Origin of the sequence: Pseudomonas sp. Q11 (assembly GCF_024494355.1) — a bacterium.
GTDB lineage: Bacteria > Pseudomonadota > Gammaproteobacteria > Pseudomonadales > Pseudomonadaceae > Aquipseudomonas > Aquipseudomonas hefeiensis.
Genome location: NZ_JAKNQY010000008.1, coordinates 1 through 18,883, shown reverse-complemented (window position 1 = coordinate 18,883; position 18,883 = coordinate 1). Strand labels below are relative to the sequence as shown.

The window sequence follows — 18,883 nt, the reverse complement described above, 5'->3', positions numbered from 1 at the left end:
GATTCCTGCTATGGGTGGCATCAGTCTGGGTAGGCTTTCACCATACGCCTCCATTCGTCATGGGATATGAGCGTCCTTCCAGTGATGATGTTGAATCCGGGGGCTCCATCATCGCTGTCCAGCAAGATGTTGGTGCAATTGAAACAGGCTGGAAAGTCTTCAACGACATTGGCACCTTGCAGCTTCTGTGTGGCGATGGTGACAAATTGAAGATTTTCCTTAACGTTCGGGAATAACCTGATTAAGTTGCCCTGGATGACCTCCGCGTGATACCCGGGAATGCCGGCACTTTGCGGGGTCAGAGTATCGCTCTGCTCGATATGAGGAATGACCAGTTCTCTCACCATATCGGGCAGGGATGCTTCATATTCAATACCGCTGATACCGACTGGGGTCGCACTGCCTCCCCTATAGATTTTTATATCGGGGTCCCTGACAGCTTCGATATAGCGTTCACCCAGATGGGTCGCGAATTCGCTCGGGTCGACCGCCAGTATTCCTGACATGAGTAAGTGGGGCTCCCGTACGGTGGGATGTCGAGGCTTATGGACAGTGATTCCTGGAACCTCCTCAACGTTCTTTGGTTGGGGAATATTGTATACATTGGTTATCATGATCGAGGCGCTGGGATCGCCGTTGTCAAACAGCACGCCAGCATGTGCAGTCAGTTTGTTTTTTGTAGCCGTGGTAAATCGTGCGTAGGGGAATTCTCTATAAAATTCTTCCCGCGCTTGCTTGACTTCGTGCGGCTTTCCCTTTTGCGGTGGTAAGGGGTTTTTCCCCGCCCCTGTCAGCATGCGTTCCGTCTCTTGGCTAAAGGCTTGATAAAATTTCTCCTTGCCCAACCCGAAAGCATCCACAAGCCCGATCGGGTTATTCCCCACCATCGCATACACATTCAACCCATCCACCGGCCCCGCCGGGTCCGGGTTGATCCAGCGCATCATCCACGGTGCGTAATAACGAAACCCGTAGTAATAAAGCCCACTGGCATCGCGCTCCTTGCCGGAGTACCGAACGGTCTTGTAACTGGCCTGCACCTGGGAGTCCGCCGCCCACCACGCCGTGCCACCGAAGGGGTAGTAACCTTCGAGGCTGATGAGCCGGGCGTCCTGGTCCAGTTCCATCACCAACGAACCCAGATGATCTTCAAGGCTGTAGCGCAGTTGGCCTTGCTCGATTTCGCTCGGCCGGCCCTTGGCCCAGTACAGTCCGCGCACGTTGGACGCCGGGCCTTGCAAGGTGCAGACGTGCAATTCTTCGCTGTTGTCCAGGGTGCGGATTTCCAGGCCTGGCAAGTAACGCACGTCGCGCACGTGGCTGACGGAAGCGGCCTGGGCGATTCGCCGCTTGCGCATGCGGATGCCCTGGTCGTTGTAGGTGTAATGCTCGGCATCGTCTTCGCCGTCGCGGCGCTGGACTTGGGTCACCTTGTGCAATTGATTGCGCCAGTTCCAGGTCAGGTGTTGTCCGCAGGCGGGCAGGTTCAGTTGGTTGCCGCCGGCATCGAAGTCCAAGTCGTCGCCGGGGGCGGCTTCGCCCTTGTGCCATTGCAGGCAGCGATTGCTCGACGGGTCCATGGTCAGGCGCAGCGTGTGCGCCTGGCTTGGGGTCGCGCTGCTGTGGATCAGCTTCTTCAGGTTACCGCCGAGGTCATACTCGTAGTGTTGAGTGTATGGGGTTCGCAGGGACAGGTCAGTGGGCGGAACAAGCCCTGGCAACCCTGGTTGTGTGCCCGCTCCGGGGATTTCCAGTCCCGTGGCGCTTTCCAGGCGATACAGGCTGTCATAGACGAAGGTACGAATGTCTTCGCTGCGCTGGTTGGCGTGGTAACGCACGACATGGGTGTGATCGGCGATAGACGTGACATGGCCTACGGGATCGTAGAGGTAGGACAAGTGCTGCAGGGTATCGCTGCCGTTCATGGCTTTGAGCTCAGTCAGGCGCCCGTTGGCCGGGTCATAGGCAAGGCTTGTCTTGATGCCATTGCCGGCGGTGGACGCCTGTAGCTGCCCCTCGGCAGAGTATTGGAACGCATGGGTGACCAGCTCGGCAGTGGGGCTGCCTGCCCATTGCCAATGCACGCTCTTGGGCTGTCCGGCGACATTGAGCTCAATGCGTCGGCTGTGTCCCTTGGCATCGGTCTGACCCAAGGCATCACCCAAGGCGTCGTACTGCCAACGGGTGTCGTAGCGGGCAGGCTCCAGTAAACGCTCGCGCCCCGCTGCATCATCCGGCCAGTCGGGCATCTCCAGCGTGTCGAGGAAACGTTGCCCCTGATCCAGGGGAAGCCCTGCCATCGAATAATCCTCAACGGTGACCAGCCCGGCCGTGTCGTAATGTTCCACCCGTTGACCGCATCGATTGTGCAGGGCGTCTTCGGCCGAAGGGCTGCCGTAGCGCAGGCGACCCACGGTGGTCCAAGTTTGGTCCTGGCGGCGCTCGCGGATCAGCGTGGGCCGCAACTGCGAGTCGTATTCGGTCTGTTGCTCGCTGCCGCGGGCATCCCAACGGTGCAGGTGTTCGCCGGCCAGGCCGGGCAATTCGCAGCGCCACCCGGCATCGACGTTTTCAGTACGCAGCGGTGTGCCGGACAGGCTGTAGAGGCTGTGCAGGCTGATGGTTTGCGTGCCGTGAAAGCGCGGATCCCATTGATCGACAATGCGCCCGAGGAGGTCATACGCCTGGGCCGTGACCAGCCTTTGGGTTTCGTCGCGTGTCGAACCGCGCAGATAGTCCACCCGACGGACAGGTCCGGCTCGTCCATTGAATACCGCCACGACGGGAGTCTTGCGATGAATCTGCCGACTCACTGGGCAGGCCCCGTATCGGTGTCGTTGTAGTCATGGTCGCACTGGTACCACGGATGATAGACATGCCAGGCTTCATGGCCCTTGGCATTGACGACCCTGACCAGCCGCCCGGGCGGATCGTAGAACTGTTGATCATGGTAGCCATGCTCGCGTAGAGAGGCATCGTTGATGTAGCGCCATGCATCGGCGAAATACGGCCTGTATACCCGTGTCACCAAGCCCTTGCCGTTGTACTCGACCCGTTCACTGACCCGCCAGCGCGGGTCGGCATCCTGCTGGATCGGCCGCCCATCTTCGTCCAATCTCAGCGAGCCGTCCTCGGCCACGGCATAGGCTTGCCCAGGTTCGACCAATTGTTTGCTTTGCAGCGGGCGACCAAAACCGTCGACGGCGCTGATGGCGATGCGGATCTGTCGCAGTGGATCATCCGGGTAGCGATCGGCGCTCAACATGACGCTGTGGGCCGGTTCCCGGGGCGTGGCCTGGACGAGCGCCCGCAGTTGTCCCTCGGCAACGGTATGGGTTTGAAGTCGGGCCAGACGAACGCGCGCCGATGCGCGAATATGGCCGCTGGGCAGTATGTAGCGGGCGTTGATCCACTCGTCGCGCTGCGCCGGCAGCACCAGCGCCAGGTCAAGAGTGCCCATCCAGCTCAGGTCCTCGACCCGCACGGCGCTGGCCATGTTTCCCAAGGTGGTCGCAGGGTATTCGATGGCGTGACCCGGTGACAAATCGTCGGGAGGTGTATAGGTGTCAATGGCATCGAAGCCTGCCGGAGCTCCGTTTTCGGTGCCATGGAAGGTGACGCCCAAAGGCGCTCCGCCCGGGCCGTAGAGCGCTTCCTGGAGGTTGTCGTTGGCATCGATGATTTTTTGCGGCAGCAACGAATGGTAATTGTATTCGACCTGGGTCGCGCACCCATCCGGTAGCGTCACGACGGCGGGCATCAGGTGATAGTCGTCGTATTCGACCGTTGTAACGCCATGACTCTGTGTTTCCTGCAACGCTCTGATATGGAAGAAGTTTTCGAGCGGCAGGTAGGTGGCGAAACCGACCTTCCTGGACCATAGGTTTTGCAGGGCATCCTCTTCCGTATCCTCGGGCAGGAACAGCTTCATCGGCTCGAAGCCAATCTCAGCCAGTGCCTCGCGGATGTCGAACGGCCCAGGTACCGCGTCGTAGGCGTCCAGCGCCTGTTTGTCGAACTCAGCCACTTCCAGCGGACCGCGCAGGGCCTGGAACAGGAGGTCGTGCGCATCATCGCGCAGGTAGGGTTGTTCCTCCAGGGCGATCAGCACCCGGGCGGCCGTCCATTGTTCCGAACCTTGATGGGCGAGGAAGCATTCATAACTGATCTGCTGCGGATTCAGCCCCTCGGGGAGTTGGCCTTTGGACCGTTGCAGCCCGTTGGTCCGAGCGCGCCATGGCAGGCCCAGCCGCTGGCGTTGCCCGCTATCGTCGAGCAAGTGCAGGTACTTGGCCCGACTTTCGATGATGTGGAAAACTTGTTGCTGATCGTCATGGGCGTCACGCCACCAATTGATCTCGTCTTCATCCTCGAAGGGCGGTGGGTCCGCGGCGGTCAGACGCCGGGCATAATGGACGATGAAACCGTGCGCCAACTGGCCGTAACGGTTCCAACCCAGGTTGACGGTGTGCCGGGCCTGCGGGTCGTCGATAAAACCATCGTATTGATGAGTGGCCGTTTCCAGCTCCAACACCAACAGGCTGTTCTGGTTGTGGTGGGGATGGCGCAGTAGATAACGCTGCCGGACCACCGTGTAGGGCTTGTTCATGTCTGCCGATTCGCCGTCGTGGGTCTCGCTGCGCAGTACATGACCGCTCAAGGCGTACGCCATTTCCCGGGCGGTGTCCGGGTCGGAAACGATGATTTGGTCGGCCTCGTCCTGTTCGTGGAACTGGGTTAGCAGCGTGGGGCCCAGGGGCGGCGCGTCGTGGTCGGCGTCGAAGCAATCCCTGAGCGGCGGGTCGACGGTACGACCGGTGTGGAACCAGGTCTTGGCCAGCACCGGTGCGGTGAAGCCGCTGTTCCGGTCACCTGAAGGCAACTCGCTGTCAAGCTGATACAACCGGCCAAAGCCCCTGAACTCACGGTGATAGCTGTCGTAGTCACCTTCGTAATAGGTAAAGCGCTGGGTCAGGCAATTTCCGGTTATTTCGTCCAGCTGTTGCTGGCGCGCCACCAGTTGCAGGGCCATGGGCAGGTAGCAGTCCAGTGGTTCGTCCTTCGCCACGCGTTGGGCTTTTTCATCCAGCCAGAACTGCGCGCTGCTGCGATACGTCAGCGTGCTGCTGCAACCCATGTTGTTGTTCGTGGCGCTGAGCAGGTAAGGCCGTGTCGCGACAAAATCGTAGCGCCAATGCCGGGGTTTCATATCCGGCGTGTGATGGGGCACGCTCAGGATCAGGCTGGCGCAACCCAAGCCTTGCAGATCGGCCAAAGTGACTTGGCAGAGGTTGTCATAGCGCAAACCGTCGGGCCAGGACACCTGCAAAGGTGTTTGCTCCAGGCCATTGCCGCCGTGGTTGAAATAGATGTCGAAACAATCGCTTCGCAGGTAGATCAGCGCCGGTGCTCCAGAGCCATCCAGATCGGCGATTCGCACCCGCTCGGCACTGAATTCCTCGTAGCTGAAGGGCAGGGGGCTCATGACAAAGCCCGCGCCGAAATGCCCATGGCCCAGGTTTGGCCAACACCTGATTTCATCGAAGCGAATGCGGACCAGTTCGGTGCTGTCGCTACCCAGCATATTGCCGAACAGCACCAGCTCGCTGCGTAGGTCGCTGAACAATGGCAGGGTGCTGTCCGGTTCATGGGGCACGTCCACGCCGGCGGCGAACCCTTCTTCGCGCAGGTTCGCATAGAGGCGTACGCTGTTGGGGCCGATCATCGCCAACGAGCGCAATCCATCGCCGGCCAGATCGCCCAATTGCGCGGCGGGGTGCAGGAACTCTACGGGGAAATGCTGGAAGTCCGTGAAGGCCGACCAGTTGCGGTCCGGGTTGAGTGTGTAGAAGCCGCTCGCGCCGGGCTGGGCGATGACCCAATTGAGGCGGCCACTGCCGGTCAGGTCGGTGAGTAATTGCATGACTGTCGAGCTTTCGGCGGTCACTGGGATGCTTTGCAGAAGCGTCCAGGGGCCATAACCGATTGCTTCACTGCCACCGGTTGTCGCGCGCTCGGGCTCGCGGTAATACCAGCCGTGGCTGTAGCGGCACAAGAAGCCTGGAACACCTTCGCCATACAGGTCAACGCATTGATACCGCAGACCGTGTTCCAGGGCAGGCATGGTTTCCAAGGCAAAAAAAGTCTTGGGTACAACGTCAGGCGCAAAGTCGCTGTATTGAAGTTCTACCGGTGGCGAATACCCGACCCGACCCTCGGCATCCCAGTCTTGATAGTGGGCGGCGGTCAACAGGCTGTAGCCCAGCGCCGTCGAGGTGTACTCCAGCAACAGTCGCCGCACCAGCGCCGGTTCGGCGTCGGCAGGGAAACGGTGGAACATCAGCACCTGATGACACAGGCGCCGCGTGCCGATTTCGAAACCGTATCGGTAAGTGTGGAACGGGTCGCTGCGCAGTTGCCAGGCGTCTTCGTCGGCGGGCGTCCAGATGGGTTTTTCATCAAGTTCGAGGGGGCGTTGGCCGTAGTCGAATACCAGATGCAAGTGCCACGGCAGGTTGGCCGGGTCTGGTCCTTCGAAACAGTAGAAGGTTTCGCTGGCCGTGGCGTTGCCATAACACACACGGCGTAGATAGCGTTGGGCGCGGTAGTCATGGGGGCCGTCGGAGACAGCCGGATCCGCCACATACTCATAATAGATGTGCTCGCCCAGTGGACTGACTTCTTCCAGCAACAGCCACTCGGCGATGCGTGTCGGTGGCTCGGGCTCTGGGTCGGGCTCGGGCTTAGGCTCAACAATGCGTGACGCTTCGCTTTTCCCATAGCAATACACGTGGCCGTTGCTGCCCTGTACTCGCCAGAACGGGCACTCGTCGATGGACGTCCAGAGTTCATAAATGTCGAAAGTGCTTTCAATCCTGGGGTAGTAGCGCACCGTCGCGAAGGTGCGGTCGCCGACTTTGCGGCTGGTCTGTGCTTCCAGATCAGGCCAGAGCTCCACCCCGTCGGGGCCAACCATGACATCCTCTTCGTTGTAGAGCGGTACGCCTTTATGGGTCCTGCGCCGAATGCTGGGGACCGACAACTGCATGCCGATGCCGAACGTGCCGTTGCCGCTCTGGCTGCTGTACCGCAGGGCGAGGGTCGGCGTCAGATGACGGGCGCTCGACATGGGCAACGGCAATTCAAAGGAAGCGGCGCCTAACGTGCCTACCGGGCCGAGGCTGTTGCCGATAGTCGCGATTGACGCACTGCCGGCGATGGTGGGCGTGATGATCTGGAGGGGCGCTTGCTCTGCCATGGACGTTCATCCCTTTTAAGCCGCGCCAGGATTGATCCCCGGCCAGGGGAGGATGCCAAGGGAGAGCAGGGGTGTAACCTGTCAGATCTGACAGGTCGGCGGGTTTGCCCGATGAATGGTTGTGCCCCCGGGTTTTTGTTGTGACATGAAAAAGGCCGGTGAGCTTGTCGCCCACCGGCCTTCTTCACAGCGCTGGGTGCGTGTTACTGCACTTCCACCGCCAGGCTTTCGCTGATTTTCTTCTGCCAGATGGCAGGGCCGGTGATGTGTACCGACTCGCCTTGGCTATCGACCGCCACGGTCACCGGCATGTCCTTGACCTCGAACTCATAGATCGCTTCCATCCCCAGTTCGGCGAACGCCAGGACCTTGGATTTCTTGATCGCCTGAGCCACCAGGTAAGCGGCGCCGCCGACGGCCATCAGGTAGACCGCCTTGTTGTCCCTGATCGCTTCGATGGCGGTCGGGCCGCGCTCGGATTTGCCGATCATGCCCAACAGGCCGGTCTGCTCGAGGATCTGGCGGGTGAATTTGTCCATCCGCGTGGCAGTGGTCGGACCGGCCGGGCCTACCACTTCGTCACCCACCGGGTCGACCGGGCCGACGTAGTAGATGAAGCGGCCCTTGAGGTCCACCGGCAAGGTTTCACCCTTGTTCAGCATCTCGACCATGCGCTTGTGCGCCGCGTCGCGACCGGTGAGCATCTTGCCGTTAAGCAACACGGTTTCGCCCGGCTTCCAGCTCTGCACGTCTTCAGGTGTCAGGGTGTCGAGGTTCACGCGGCGCGCCGACGGACCGGCTTCCCAGACGATTTCCGGGTAAGCGTCCAACGGTGGTGCCTCCAGCGACGCCGGGCCAGTGCCGTCCAGCACGAAGTGGGCGTGACGGGTGGCGGCGCAGTTGGGGATCATGCACACCGGCAAGGACGCGGCGTGGGTCGGGTAGTCCATGATCTTCACGTCGAGCACGGTGGTCAGGCCACCCAGGCCCTGGGCGCCGATGCCCAGTTGGTTGACCTTCTCGAACAGCTCCAGGCGCATCTCTTCAATACGGTTCTGCGGGCCGCGGGCCTTGAGCTCGTGAATGTCGATGGACTCCATCAACACTTCCTTGGCCATGACGGCCGCTTTTTCCGCGGTGCCGCCGATGCCGATACCCAGCATGCCCGGTGGGCACCAGCCGGCGCCCATGGTCGGAACGGTTTTCAGCACCCAGTCGACGATGGAGTCGGACGGGTTGAGCATGGCCATCTTGGACTTGTTCTCGGAACCGCCGCCCTTGGCCGCCACGTCCACTTCCACGGTGTTGCCCGGGACGATGGAGTAGTGGATCACCGCCGGGGTGTTGTCCTTGGTGTTTTTACGTGCGCCTGCCGGGTCGGCGAGGATGGAGGCACGCAGGACGTTTTCCGGCAGGTTGTAGGCGCGACGCACGCCCTCGTTGATCATGTCGTCCAGGCTCATGGTCGCGCCATCCCAACGCACGTCCATGCCCACGCGGACGAACACGGTCACGATGCCGGTGTCCTGGCAGATCGGCCGATGGCCGGTGGCGCACATGCGCGAGTTGATCAGGATCTGCGCCATGGAGTCACGGGCCGCCGGCGATTCTTCGCGCAGGTATGCCTCGTGCATCGCCTGGATGAAATCCACGGGGTGGTAGTAGGAAATGAACTGCAGGGCGTCGGCAACGCTCTGAATCAGGTCATCTTGCTTGATCACGGTCATGAGTCGCGCTCCTCTCTAAAGACGGGAACATTCTATAGGGCAGCTTCAAGCCGTAAGCTTCGAGCGGCAAGCTGAAGCAGTATGCGTACTGCTCTGAACTTGTAGCTCGAAGCTTGCAGCTTGAAGCTGACCTTCGGGTCAAGGCACGCCGGGCATGCTGGCGCGACGCTAAAAAGGCGCGGCAGTATATCGCAGGCCGGCCCCCTGTGGGAGCAAGGCTTGCCCGCGATAGTGACGGATTGATGAGGTGGGAAGTGAAAACCTGTGGCGAGGGAGCTTGCTCCCGCTGGGTTGCGAAGCGACCCCAGGATTTTGCGGTCGCTGCGCAACCGAGCGGGAGCAAGCTCCCTCGCCACAGGGGCATCAGGGGCGTCAGTCACTGCGTCAATTTGGGCCATTGCTTTGACGCCATTTTTCTGCTCCAGAATTGAATGGTCATTTGCCCTGCACGCCACTAAAGTGGCGTCTGGCCTGTAGCGTAGGACGCCTCCTGTCAGTTCCTTTCCCATGGTGAGTCAACGATTGACCCATAACGCCATCCAACGTCTTTTGCTGAAACGCTTCGCCTTGGCGGCCGCGACTTACGCGCTGGCACTGGTGTTGTTGTGGTTGGCATTTTTCAGTGGTCATTACCTCGATTCGCTGCGCGATGTCATCATCGGCAGCGTGTTGGTGGTGTTGTGCCAGGCAGGGCTGTTCGCGCTGTTTATCACCGACCGCAACTTGCGGTTCGCCGATCCCAGTCTCACCGAAATACAGGTACTGATCGGCCTGGGCTGGCAGACCTGGGTGATGGCGCACCTGGACCAGGCCCGGGGTGTGTTCCTGGTGTTCTATGTGCTGATCCTGCTGTTCGGGCTGTTCCACTTGTCCCGTCGGGTTTTCGTGCGCTGCGCGATGCTGGTGTTTTTCAGTTTCACCGCCATCACCCTCTGGGACGGCTACTTCTTCAGGCTTCCCGACCCCACGTTGGCCGGGTTGCAGGTGTGCGTGCTGTTTATCGTGCTGGTGTGGCTGGTGCTCTACGCCAGTTACGTACAGAACTCACGCCAACGCATGCGTCAGCGGCGGTTTGCCTTGCAGGCGCACCAGGACACTCTGCGCGGCATGATGCGCCAGCTCGAAGATCTGGTGGCCACGGATGAACTGACCGGTTTATTCAACCGCCGACACTTCCTGCGCCTGGCTTCCCGGGAGCTCAACACGCTCAGGCCCGGTGTTGCCCATGGCCTGGCCTTGATCGACCTCGACCATTTCAAACGCATCAATGACCTGCACGGCCACGCCGCCGGTGACCAGGTGCTTCAGGCATTCGCCGGCGTCGCTACGGCCTGCCTGCGCGAGGGCGATGTACTGGCCCGTTACGGTGGCGAAGAGTTCGTCATGCTGCTGCCGGCCTGCGACCCCTCGCGGCTGACGGCCTGTTGCGAGCGGTTGCGGCTGGCGTTTACCGAAGTCGAACTGATTGGCTTGCAGGTCGGCTCCCTCAGCCTGTCGGTGGGCATGACGATGCTGGAGACGGGCGACGACCTGGACAACGCGTTGCAGCGTGCCGACCAGGCCTTGTACCGTGCCAAGCGAGACGGCCGCAATCGGTGTGCCGCCGCCTGGGAGAACGTCGATGCCTGAAGTAAAAGTCGCCGACCGGCAGTGGACGGTGGTGGCGGGCAGTAATCTGCTGGACACGTTGAATCAGGGCGGCGTGGCGGTGCCCTACAGTTGTCGCGCCGGCAGTTGCCATGCCTGTCTGGTGCAGTGTGTGAACGGTGACGTGCGCGACAGTCGACCCGACGCCTTGAGTCCCGCGCAGCGCGAGCAAGGCTGGCGGCTAGCGTGTCAGTGCCAGGTGATCGAGGATGTGCAGATCCACACCTTTGACCCGCAACGCGACGGCCGCCCCGCCCAGGTGGCGGCGGCGGATTGGCTGAGCCCCGACGTGCTGCGCCTGCGCGTGATCCCTGAGCGGGCGTTGCGTTACCAGGCGGGGCAGCATCTGGTGCTGTGGGCCGGTGAAGTCGCTCGCCCGTATTCCCTGGCGAGCCTGCCGGAAGAAGACCGCTTCCTGGAGTTTCATCTCGATTGCCGCGAGCCCGGCCAGTTCATCGATGCGGCGCGACAGATGAAAGCGGGCGATCCGATTTTTCTCGGTGAGTTGCGCGGCGGCGCCCTGCATTACGACCCCGAGTGGCACGAGAAACCGCTGTGGCTACTGGCGGCCGGCACCGGCCTGGCACCGTTGTTCGGTCTTTTGCGCGCAGCCCTGCATCAGCATCACCAAGGCACGATCCGTCTTATTCACGTGGCCCATGATGCTGCCGGGCATTATTTGGCCAAACCCCTGGCGGCGCTGGCGGCCAAGCATCAACACCTCACCGTGGAGCTGCTGACCACGGCCGAGGCACCCTCTGCGCTGGCGCAACTGCGGCTTGTTTCCCGGCAAACCCAGGCCTTGCTCTGCGGCCATCCCGACCGGGTCGAGGCTTTTGCCAAGCGCCTGTACCTGGCTGGCCTGCCGCGTAATCAACTGCTGGCCGATGTCTTCCTGACCCGTGGTTGAGCGCTGATCTTCAGGCGCGAGACTGGCCGTGACCGACACCCAGCGACTGCGCTCGCCCGAGGCGGCGCTGTCGGTGTTTATCAACAGGCGTTGAGTTTTTGTAGTGCCTGGGCTGGCCCTATCGCGAGCAAGCTTTGCTCCCACAGTAGATCTGTGGTGTTCATGGATAATGTGTTCAACCAAAACCCCTGTGGGAGCGGGAAACTCTGTGGGAGCAAAGCTTGCTCGCGATGGCGCCAGTCCATTGAAAATGGATATCCACTGACCCACCGCCTTCGCGAGCAAGCCCGCTCCCACGGGATGGTGGTCAGCGGGAAACTCTGTGGGAGCGAGCCTGCTCGCGATGGCGCCAGCCCAGGCAACACCTTTTTCAGACGGCAAAAACCAAAAAGCCCCGCCATTCACCTGGCGGGGCTTTTGTTTTCAGCAACCGGTCACTCAGACCATCGGGTCGCCAACATGCAGGATTTTCATCCCGTTGGTGCCGCCGATGGTGTGGTAGCTGTCGCCCTTGGTCAGGATGACCCAGTCACCGGTCTGCACCACGCCGCGTTTGACCAGTTCATCCACCGCCGCCTGGCTGACTTCGCCCGGTTGCAGGGCGGCCGGGTCGAACGGCACGGTGTAGACGCCCCGGAACATCGAAGCACGAGCCTGGGTTTCGCGGTGCGGGGAGAACGCGTAGATCGGCACCGAGGAGCGGATGCGCGACATGATCAGCGGCGTGTAGCCACTTTCGGTCAGGGCGATGATCGCCTTCACGCCCGGGAAGTGGTTGGCGGTGTACATCGTCGCCAGGGCGATGCTCTCGTCGCAGCGCTCGAAGGTCTTGCCGATCCGGTGGCTGGAGGTCTTGCTGGTCGGGTGCTTTTCAGCGCCGATGCAGATGCGTGCCATGGCCTGCACCGCTTCGAGCGGGTAGAGGCCGGCGGCGCTTTCGGCCGAGAGCATCACGGCGTCGGTGTAGTCGAGTACGGCGTTGGCTACGTCGGACACCTCGGCGCGGGTTGGCATCGGGTTCTGGATCATCGACTCCATCATTTGGGTCGCGACGATCACCGCTTTGTTGTGGCGGCGCGCGTGCAGAATGATCTTCTTCTGGATGCCCACCAGCTCGGCGTCGCCGATTTCCACGCCCAGGTCGCCACGGGCCACCATCACGGCGTCGGAGGCCTTGATCAGGCCGTCGAGGGTTTCGTCATCGGCCACGGCTTCGGCGCGTTCGATCTTGGCCACCAGCCAGGCGGTGCCGCCGGCTTCGTCGCGCAGTTGACGGGCGTATTCCATATCAGCAGCGTCGCGGGGGAAGGACACGGCCAGGTAGTCGACTTCCATTTCCGCGGCCAGCTTGATGTCGGCCTTGTCTTTTTCGGTCAGGGCCGGGGCTGTCAGGCCGCCGCCGCGACGGTTGATGCCTTTGTGGTCCGACAGCGGGCCGCCGATGGTCACGGTGCAGTTCAGTTCGGTGGCGGTGGCGGTGTCGACGCGCATCACCACGCGGCCGTCATCGAGCAGCAGCTCGTCGCCCACACCGCAATCCTTGACCAGGTCCGGGTAATCGATACCGACCACCTGCTGGTTGCCTTCGGTCAGCGGATGGCTGGTGGAGAAGGTGAAGGTGTCACCAATCTTCAGCTCGATGCGCTTGTTGGCGAATTTGGCGATACGGATCTTCGGGCCTTGCAGGTCACCCAGCAGGGCGACAAAACGGCCATGCTTGGCCGCAAGGTCGCGCACCAGCTTGGCACGAGCCTTGTGCTCGTCGGGGGTGCCATGGGAGAAATTCAGACGGGCAACGTCCAGGCCAGCCAGAATCAACTGTTCTAGAACTTCCGGCGAGTTACTGGCCGGGCCAAGGGTAGCGACGATTTTGGTGCGACGGACGGACATGCAAGACTCCTCAGGTTCAAGCGCCAGCGAAGGCTACTATGCTCTTAGGGTGTAGTCATTGTTCATATGCACTACTTTTTCGTTTCTTTTCGAAATGAACATTCCTGAAAATTTTTGCGCCTTGGATGAGCTTTCAAGTACAGCTTGGTGGTGAGCTGGAATGATCTGTGGGAGCAAGGCTTGCCCGCGATGGCGCACTCAAGATCGCCATCGCGGGCAAGCCTTGCTCCCACAGGTCTTCATTCACATCACTGTGCCTCCATCACTGATCATCCTCCTTGTCAGAACGACAAAACCCAGTTCCATTTTTCAGGCTGAAGATTTCCCCACCCAGGTCGATACAGAGCTCAAGACAGGAGAACCTCCCATGCGATTCGTGCTTTTTGTTGCCCTGGCCCTGAGCATCACGGGCTGCACCCGTTGGTCGATGAACCACCACATGAACCTGGCCTACAAGGCTTACGAGCGGGGCAATTGCGAGCAGGTCATGCTCGAACTGTCCAAGGTCGACCGCGCCAGCCGCGCCCGGCGCTACATGCAGCCGGAAGTCTCGATGATGCGCGGCCAGTGCCTGGAACGACAGAAGCTGTTTGTCGACGCGGCGCAAACCTACCAGTTCATCATGACCCAATACCCTAACAGCGAATACGCCTTCCGCGCCCGCGCCCGGCTCGAAACCTTGCAGAGCCTGGGCCATTACCCGCTCCGCAGCGCCCCGGCGATCCGCCCCACGGCGTTCTGACCGCCCGTCAAAAACCATGGCCAGGCGCGATCCCTGGCCATCGCTACCTTGTACCATTGCGCTTGATGAACTATCGACCTCGGGCTGGCCGTCGCCATACCTTGAGCTATATTTGTACAAGTAATGATTAGAGCCAGGTCTCTAATTCAAGAGGCACCTGTGACCGGCAGAAGTCGAGTCAGAGCGCCCCCAGGCGTCTGGCACCGGGATCGGGGAGAGCGGGCCTGTTCGTACCCGTTCCGAAGTATCGGTAGCCCCTGTATGGGGGGCGTTCAAAAAGCGATACAGGACATGTACAAAAAGAGGCGAATCGAGCGGCACCAGTTGCCGTATTTCCTGCGCGTGTTCAACGGTATGAACGGCAGGCCCATCGGGTTTCTGGGTAACGTGTCGAAAGATGGCCTGATGCTGATCAGCCATTTACCGCTGATGGTCGGCGCAGACTTTAATCTGCACCTCAAGATCCCTGCCGATGAGGGGCCGCAGCTGGACATCGAATTGAAGGCCAGTTGCCTCTGGTGCCATGAGGATGTGACGCCGCAGCATTTCGACGCCGGCTTCAGCCTCAAATGGGCGCCGCCGGAGTACGGGCAACTGGTGAGCGCGTTGCAGCAGTATTTCAGTTTTCATCCGTTGCCGGAGTCGGCTTGAAACCGCCTCTGCAGGAACCGGCCTGACTCTCGCGGGCTGACCTCAATCCAACTTGTGGGAGCGGGCTTGCTCGCCAACGCGGTGGATCAGCTTGCATCAATGCTGAATGTGCCGACGCCTTCGCGAGCAAGCCCGCTCCCACAGGTTCTTCATCGTATCTACGAAATTATTCAGTCGGCTTAACGTTCAGCACTGAACCTTCGCTTCGTTATCCAGCAACTTCTCCAGGCCGGCGGATTCTGGCGGATGTGTAGTCCGTTGCACAAGGCGCCGTAGTCACTCGGGCGTTTCCTACATTGGACTCCGCCGTTTGTCGGGACTGTCAGGGTTGACAGGTGTTGAGTCGAAAATCTTGTCGTTTACTGCCATCAAGAAATACCTTGATGGCGTTGCCAACCGGAACGCTTTTAAAGTGGAGGCGTTAGTCATGGGCACTGAAACGGCTGGAAAAGTAGTTGTAGTAACTGCAGCTCTTTATCAGTTTGAGGCAAAAATGGAGGTGGAGTATGAGTGGAGTCCGAGTGGTAACATATTGTATATGAGTACAAAACGCTACTGGGCCACGAATAACGGGCTTTCGCGTGGCAATATTAAAATGGGACTCGCTTCAGAAAATGCAGGTAATACTAACTGGGTGGAGCTAAATAATGATAATGGGATACAGGATGGTCAATGGCATGCTTTCGTCAAGCACCTTACTGTAGATGCAAATTCTCGATCTGCGACAATATATTTCAACTGGCAGTACGACGTCGATGGGCGGCCCGATCCTAATATGACGGGGCACGTGGACGTCACGTTTCCTTAAATAATTCGACCTCCTTGATAACCTTCTATAGACGAGAAATGTTCCATAAATGCAAAGATTAATCGGCATCAATAGCGCTAACGACGATGCCTCTGTCGGTAATGTCACCGCTTGTAGAGGTTCATAGATCTAATATGTCTTAGTGGGGCTGGTTTTCTTTTATTGGCCCGCAGAACCCGCTTCGCGATGTCGCTAACCGCAGTTTTTTATTGAGAGGTAGGCATGACCACTGACAGTGAGCCAATGTGTGGGCTTGCTCGCGATAGCGGTGGATCAGCTCGCACATCAGTATTGACTGACCGTACCGCCGCCATCGCGAGCAGGCTCGCTCCCACAGGGAATTGGGTTGTACGCCGGACTTGTGCCAATCCGCGACCCACTGTGGGAGCGAGCCTGCTCGCGATAGCCATCTCAAGTACCCATCGCCAGTAAGCTATGCTCCCGCAGTCCCTGTCAGCGCTGAACCTTCGCTTCGTTATCCAGCAACTTCTCCAGCAACAACACCCCCATCTCGCCCATCTGGTGAATCGCCAGGGCCAGGTTGCGCGGGGCGCCTTCCAGGTCTTCCGATAAATCCAGGATCAGCGTGCTCACCGAGCAGAAGGTTTCGTAGGTGTGCGCGAGCATGCCTTCGGGGTCGGCGTCGGGGGCGACGATGAAGTAATCCGGTTGTTTGGCGGGCTGCTTGTCGGGTTGGCCGTGGTTAGGCTTGAGGTAGTAGTCCAGGGCTTTTTGGGCAGCTTGGTCGAGCTTTTCGGCGTCGAGGGTTTCGTGAGGGGATAGCGGGTCGGTGTGAGGTGGATTTGGAGTTGGCTTGATCATATTCACTTTTCCATGATGGGGCTGCCAACCGGTTCGCGACTAAACGAAGGGTGGCGGCTGTACGCAGGTTAGTCGACCGGTGGAAAAGTGAAGCCCGGCGCGCCCGAGGGCGCCCTGCGAACAGCCACCATCAAGTGCGGGGATAGGGAACCCGACTGGATGAAGCTTGTGCACATCACTTTTGCCACTGGGCGACTAAACCCGATCACTGAGTTGTCAGCGACACGAATCAAGTTACGGGGCAAGGCCAAGGCGCACAAGCCGGCGGATTCTGGCGGATGTGTAGTCCGTTGCGCAAGGCGTTGTGGTCAGTCGGTCGCTTCCTACATCAGATGCCGCCGCTTGTCGGAACTGTCAGAGCTAACAGGTGTTTGAACAGCCCGTCATGTCATTTACTGAGCCCCAAGAGCCTTATTCACGACCACCCCATCGTAATAGTCTTTTGAGAGCTAGATATGAGCACTGACGACGAATTTGATAAGAACAAGCCAGCAGATACATCGGAAGATATCAACAACATCGGGACTATCAACGAGGCATCTGATACGGGTGGGTTGTCGGTGTATTCTCCTCCAGATCAGGCTACTTCTTTTTCTCCTTTGCGTGCTGTAAGTGGTGATCTGTGGGCTCAGATCTGGCTGAGCCATGAGTGGTCTGATGACGGTCGGAGGTTTACGGTAAGAACAGAGAAGTATCAGACAGTAGCTGCTGCTTCTGGACGGGGTAGGTTGTTTCTGCAACTCGATTCTGGCGGCGAAGGTCCATGGGAATTGGTAACTGATAACGCGTATCAGAATGGGACAGAGTGGAGAGTCGATCGTACGTATTCGATAAACTCCAATGCTAGTAATGCAGCAATAAATTTCAGTTTTCGGTGGAATGGTGATAAGCCGAATCTTACAGCTAAAAGACAAGTAGACTTTTATCCTGCTGTCACTCCCAGTATTGATCCGATCAGAAATGTGAACTCCAGAACTGTACGTATTACCGGAAAGAGGCTCGTAATCGGCGCCGGCACGGTGTTTGTTCGTACCAGTATCAGCTCTACCCATTACCAAGCCACTGGGGACGGTGGCGACACATGGAAGGTTGACGCCCCTCTTTCCGCAGATGGGCGCCACATGACCTTCGTCGCGTATCAGAGGGTTGAGAACAGACTGTCACCTGAATCGCCTAGTTCACAGGCATTTCTGGTTTACATTACGGCCCCAGACGCCAACGCCGTTTTGGCCAAAGGCGATATCTTCAGGGGAGTTGGCGCGCCCGGAAGCAAAGTAAGAGTGGTAAAGGCTGACAATCACAGTTTTCAGTTGGCCCCCGAAGCCACAGTAGGGACGGACGATTCGTGGCACTCGTCCCTCAATGTCGACCTCTCCGGGGACACTGTTTCGGTGGTGGCTATTTATGATTTAACCGGTTTCCCCCGCGTCGTTTCGGAGCCGGTTAGCTATAGAGTATTAAGCGCCCCGGCAATCACCGGCCCTGCAGCCAATTCGGTTCAAGACAGGACCTTTACCGTGACCGGCAACAAGGGGAGTTCGGGTGCCATCGTTCAGGTATTCAGAGATACGCAGGACGAAATGTTGGGCCAAACCAACACGTTGACGGGGGCTAGCTGGAGCTGTTCCGTTACGGCGCCCGTGGGCAATATATCGCTGGCTGCACTTCAGGTCGTGAGCGGGAAACCACCATCGGATCGAAGCACACCCCGAGCCTTCAGAATCCGCCCCCCCAAACTGACCGCCGTCACCGTCACCACCCCGACCGACACCTCGGTGAAGTTCGAAGGCAGCGGCCACACCGGCGCAACCGTCCAGATCACCGTCGTCAGCGGCCCCAACGTCACAGCGCCGGCCCCTGCGCCGGTGAACGGAGGCAGCTGGAACACAACCGCGACAAATTGGCCATTCGGTTCTTACAGCCTGCAGGCTATCCAGCGGTTTCCCGACGGTGACAATGGCTGGATTGACTCGCAGCCGTACACCTTTCCCGTCACCCTGATACTTCCCGCCCCGACCGACGTCACCTACACACCGGTCTACCAGCCCGTATTCTCGGGCAAAGGGTTCAACGGTGCGACGGTGATGCTGTTCAATCCCGGTTTAGGGTCGAAGGCGGCCCCGGATGCTGACGTGTCGTCCGGTCAGTGGCAGAGCACGGCATCAGAGGTATGGGGGCCGACGTTCAAACAGGAAGTCCATATCAAGCAGCAGTATTTGGATGGGGTAGCGTCGTCGACATGGATCGTCCTTGAGGTGAATATCCCGCCCTTGGCACCGGTCATGAACGTGCCTGTGGAAAATGGCCTCTCGCCCGACCTCAATGGCACCTGCTGGCCGGGCGCGGTGCTGACACTCACATTCAGTGACAGCACCACCGAACACCCCGTCGAGAATAACAACGGCACCTGGCACTTCCGGCGCACCGA

At 59.6% G+C, this 18,883-nt stretch carries 10 protein-coding genes and 1 pseudogene; 6 read left to right on the top strand and 5 right to left on the bottom strand.

Annotated features, from left to right (window positions below):
• Nucleotides 1-20 precede the first annotated feature (20 nt).
• From MA884_RS27995 to MA884_RS10830, 3 genes are all read right to left on the bottom strand, one after another.
• Complete coding sequence (locus MA884_RS27995; RefSeq protein WP_256230501.1) at nt 21-2,813, bottom strand: RHS repeat-associated core domain-containing protein; 2,793 nt, start codon at nt 2,811-2,813, stop codon at nt 21-23.
• Complete coding sequence (locus MA884_RS10835; RefSeq protein WP_256230500.1) at nt 2,810-7,258, bottom strand: SpvB/TcaC N-terminal domain-containing protein; 4,449 nt, start codon at nt 7,256-7,258, stop codon at nt 2,810-2,812. Before MA884_RS10835 ends, MA884_RS27995 begins: the two co-directional genes overlap by 4 nt.
• A 203-nt stretch (nt 7,259-7,461) precedes the next feature.
• On the bottom strand, nt 7,462-8,985 hold the full coding sequence (locus MA884_RS10830; RefSeq protein ID WP_256230499.1) for a fumarate hydratase: 1,524 nt from the start codon (nt 8,983-8,985) through the stop codon (nt 7,462-7,464).
• A 522-nt stretch (nt 8,986-9,507) separates the two neighbouring features.
• Between MA884_RS10830 and MA884_RS10825 the strand changes: the two genes are divergently transcribed.
• Nucleotides 9,508-10,614 (top strand): diguanylate cyclase, encoded by a 1,107-nt coding sequence (locus tag MA884_RS10825; protein WP_256230498.1) that lies wholly within the window; start codon nt 9,508-9,510, stop codon nt 10,612-10,614.
• Nucleotides 10,607-11,542 (top strand): iron-sulfur-binding ferredoxin reductase, encoded by a 936-nt coding sequence (locus MA884_RS10820; RefSeq protein ID WP_256230497.1) that lies wholly within the window; start codon nt 10,607-10,609, stop codon nt 11,540-11,542. Before MA884_RS10825 ends, MA884_RS10820 begins: the two co-directional genes overlap by 8 nt.
• A 438-nt stretch (nt 11,543-11,980) precedes the next feature.
• Here the strand turns inward: MA884_RS10820 and pyk are convergent, their stop codons facing one another.
• Nucleotides 11,981-13,432, bottom strand: a complete 1,452-nt coding sequence (gene pyk, locus MA884_RS10815) for a pyruvate kinase (RefSeq protein ID WP_256230496.1) — start codon at nt 13,430-13,432, stop codon at nt 11,981-11,983.
• A 367-nt stretch (nt 13,433-13,799) separates the two neighbouring features.
• Here pyk and MA884_RS10810 point away from each other — a divergent pair, with 367 nt between their 5' ends.
• The 3 genes from MA884_RS10810 to MA884_RS10800 all read left to right on the top strand — a co-directional run bounded on the left by MA884_RS10810 (nt 13,800) and on the right by MA884_RS10800 (nt 15,633).
• On the top strand, nt 13,800-14,174 hold the full coding sequence (locus MA884_RS10810; RefSeq protein WP_256230495.1) for a tol-pal system YbgF family protein: 375 nt from the start codon (nt 13,800-13,802) through the stop codon (nt 14,172-14,174).
• 291 nt (nt 14,175-14,465) lie between these two features.
• Nucleotides 14,466-14,825, top strand: coding sequence for a PilZ domain-containing protein (locus tag MA884_RS10805; RefSeq protein ID WP_256230494.1), 360 nt, complete (start codon nt 14,466-14,468; stop codon nt 14,823-14,825).
• A 352-nt stretch (nt 14,826-15,177) separates the two neighbouring features.
• Nucleotides 15,178-15,633 carry a hypothetical protein gene (locus MA884_RS10800; protein WP_256230493.1) on the top strand — a complete coding sequence of 152 codons (456 nt, stop codon included), beginning with the start codon at nt 15,178-15,180 and terminating at the stop codon, nt 15,631-15,633.
• A 453-nt stretch (nt 15,634-16,086) separates the two neighbouring features.
• On the opposite strand, the gene MA884_RS10795 is transcribed toward MA884_RS10800, so the two are convergent.
• Nucleotides 16,087-16,455, bottom strand: coding sequence for a DUF6124 family protein (locus MA884_RS10795; RefSeq protein ID WP_256230492.1), 369 nt, complete (start codon nt 16,453-16,455; stop codon nt 16,087-16,089).
• 455 nt (nt 16,456-16,910) lie between these two features.
• Between MA884_RS10795 and MA884_RS10790 the strand changes: the two are divergent.
• Nucleotides 16,911-18,883: pseudogene (locus MA884_RS10790) on the top strand (hypothetical protein); the annotation flags it as partial.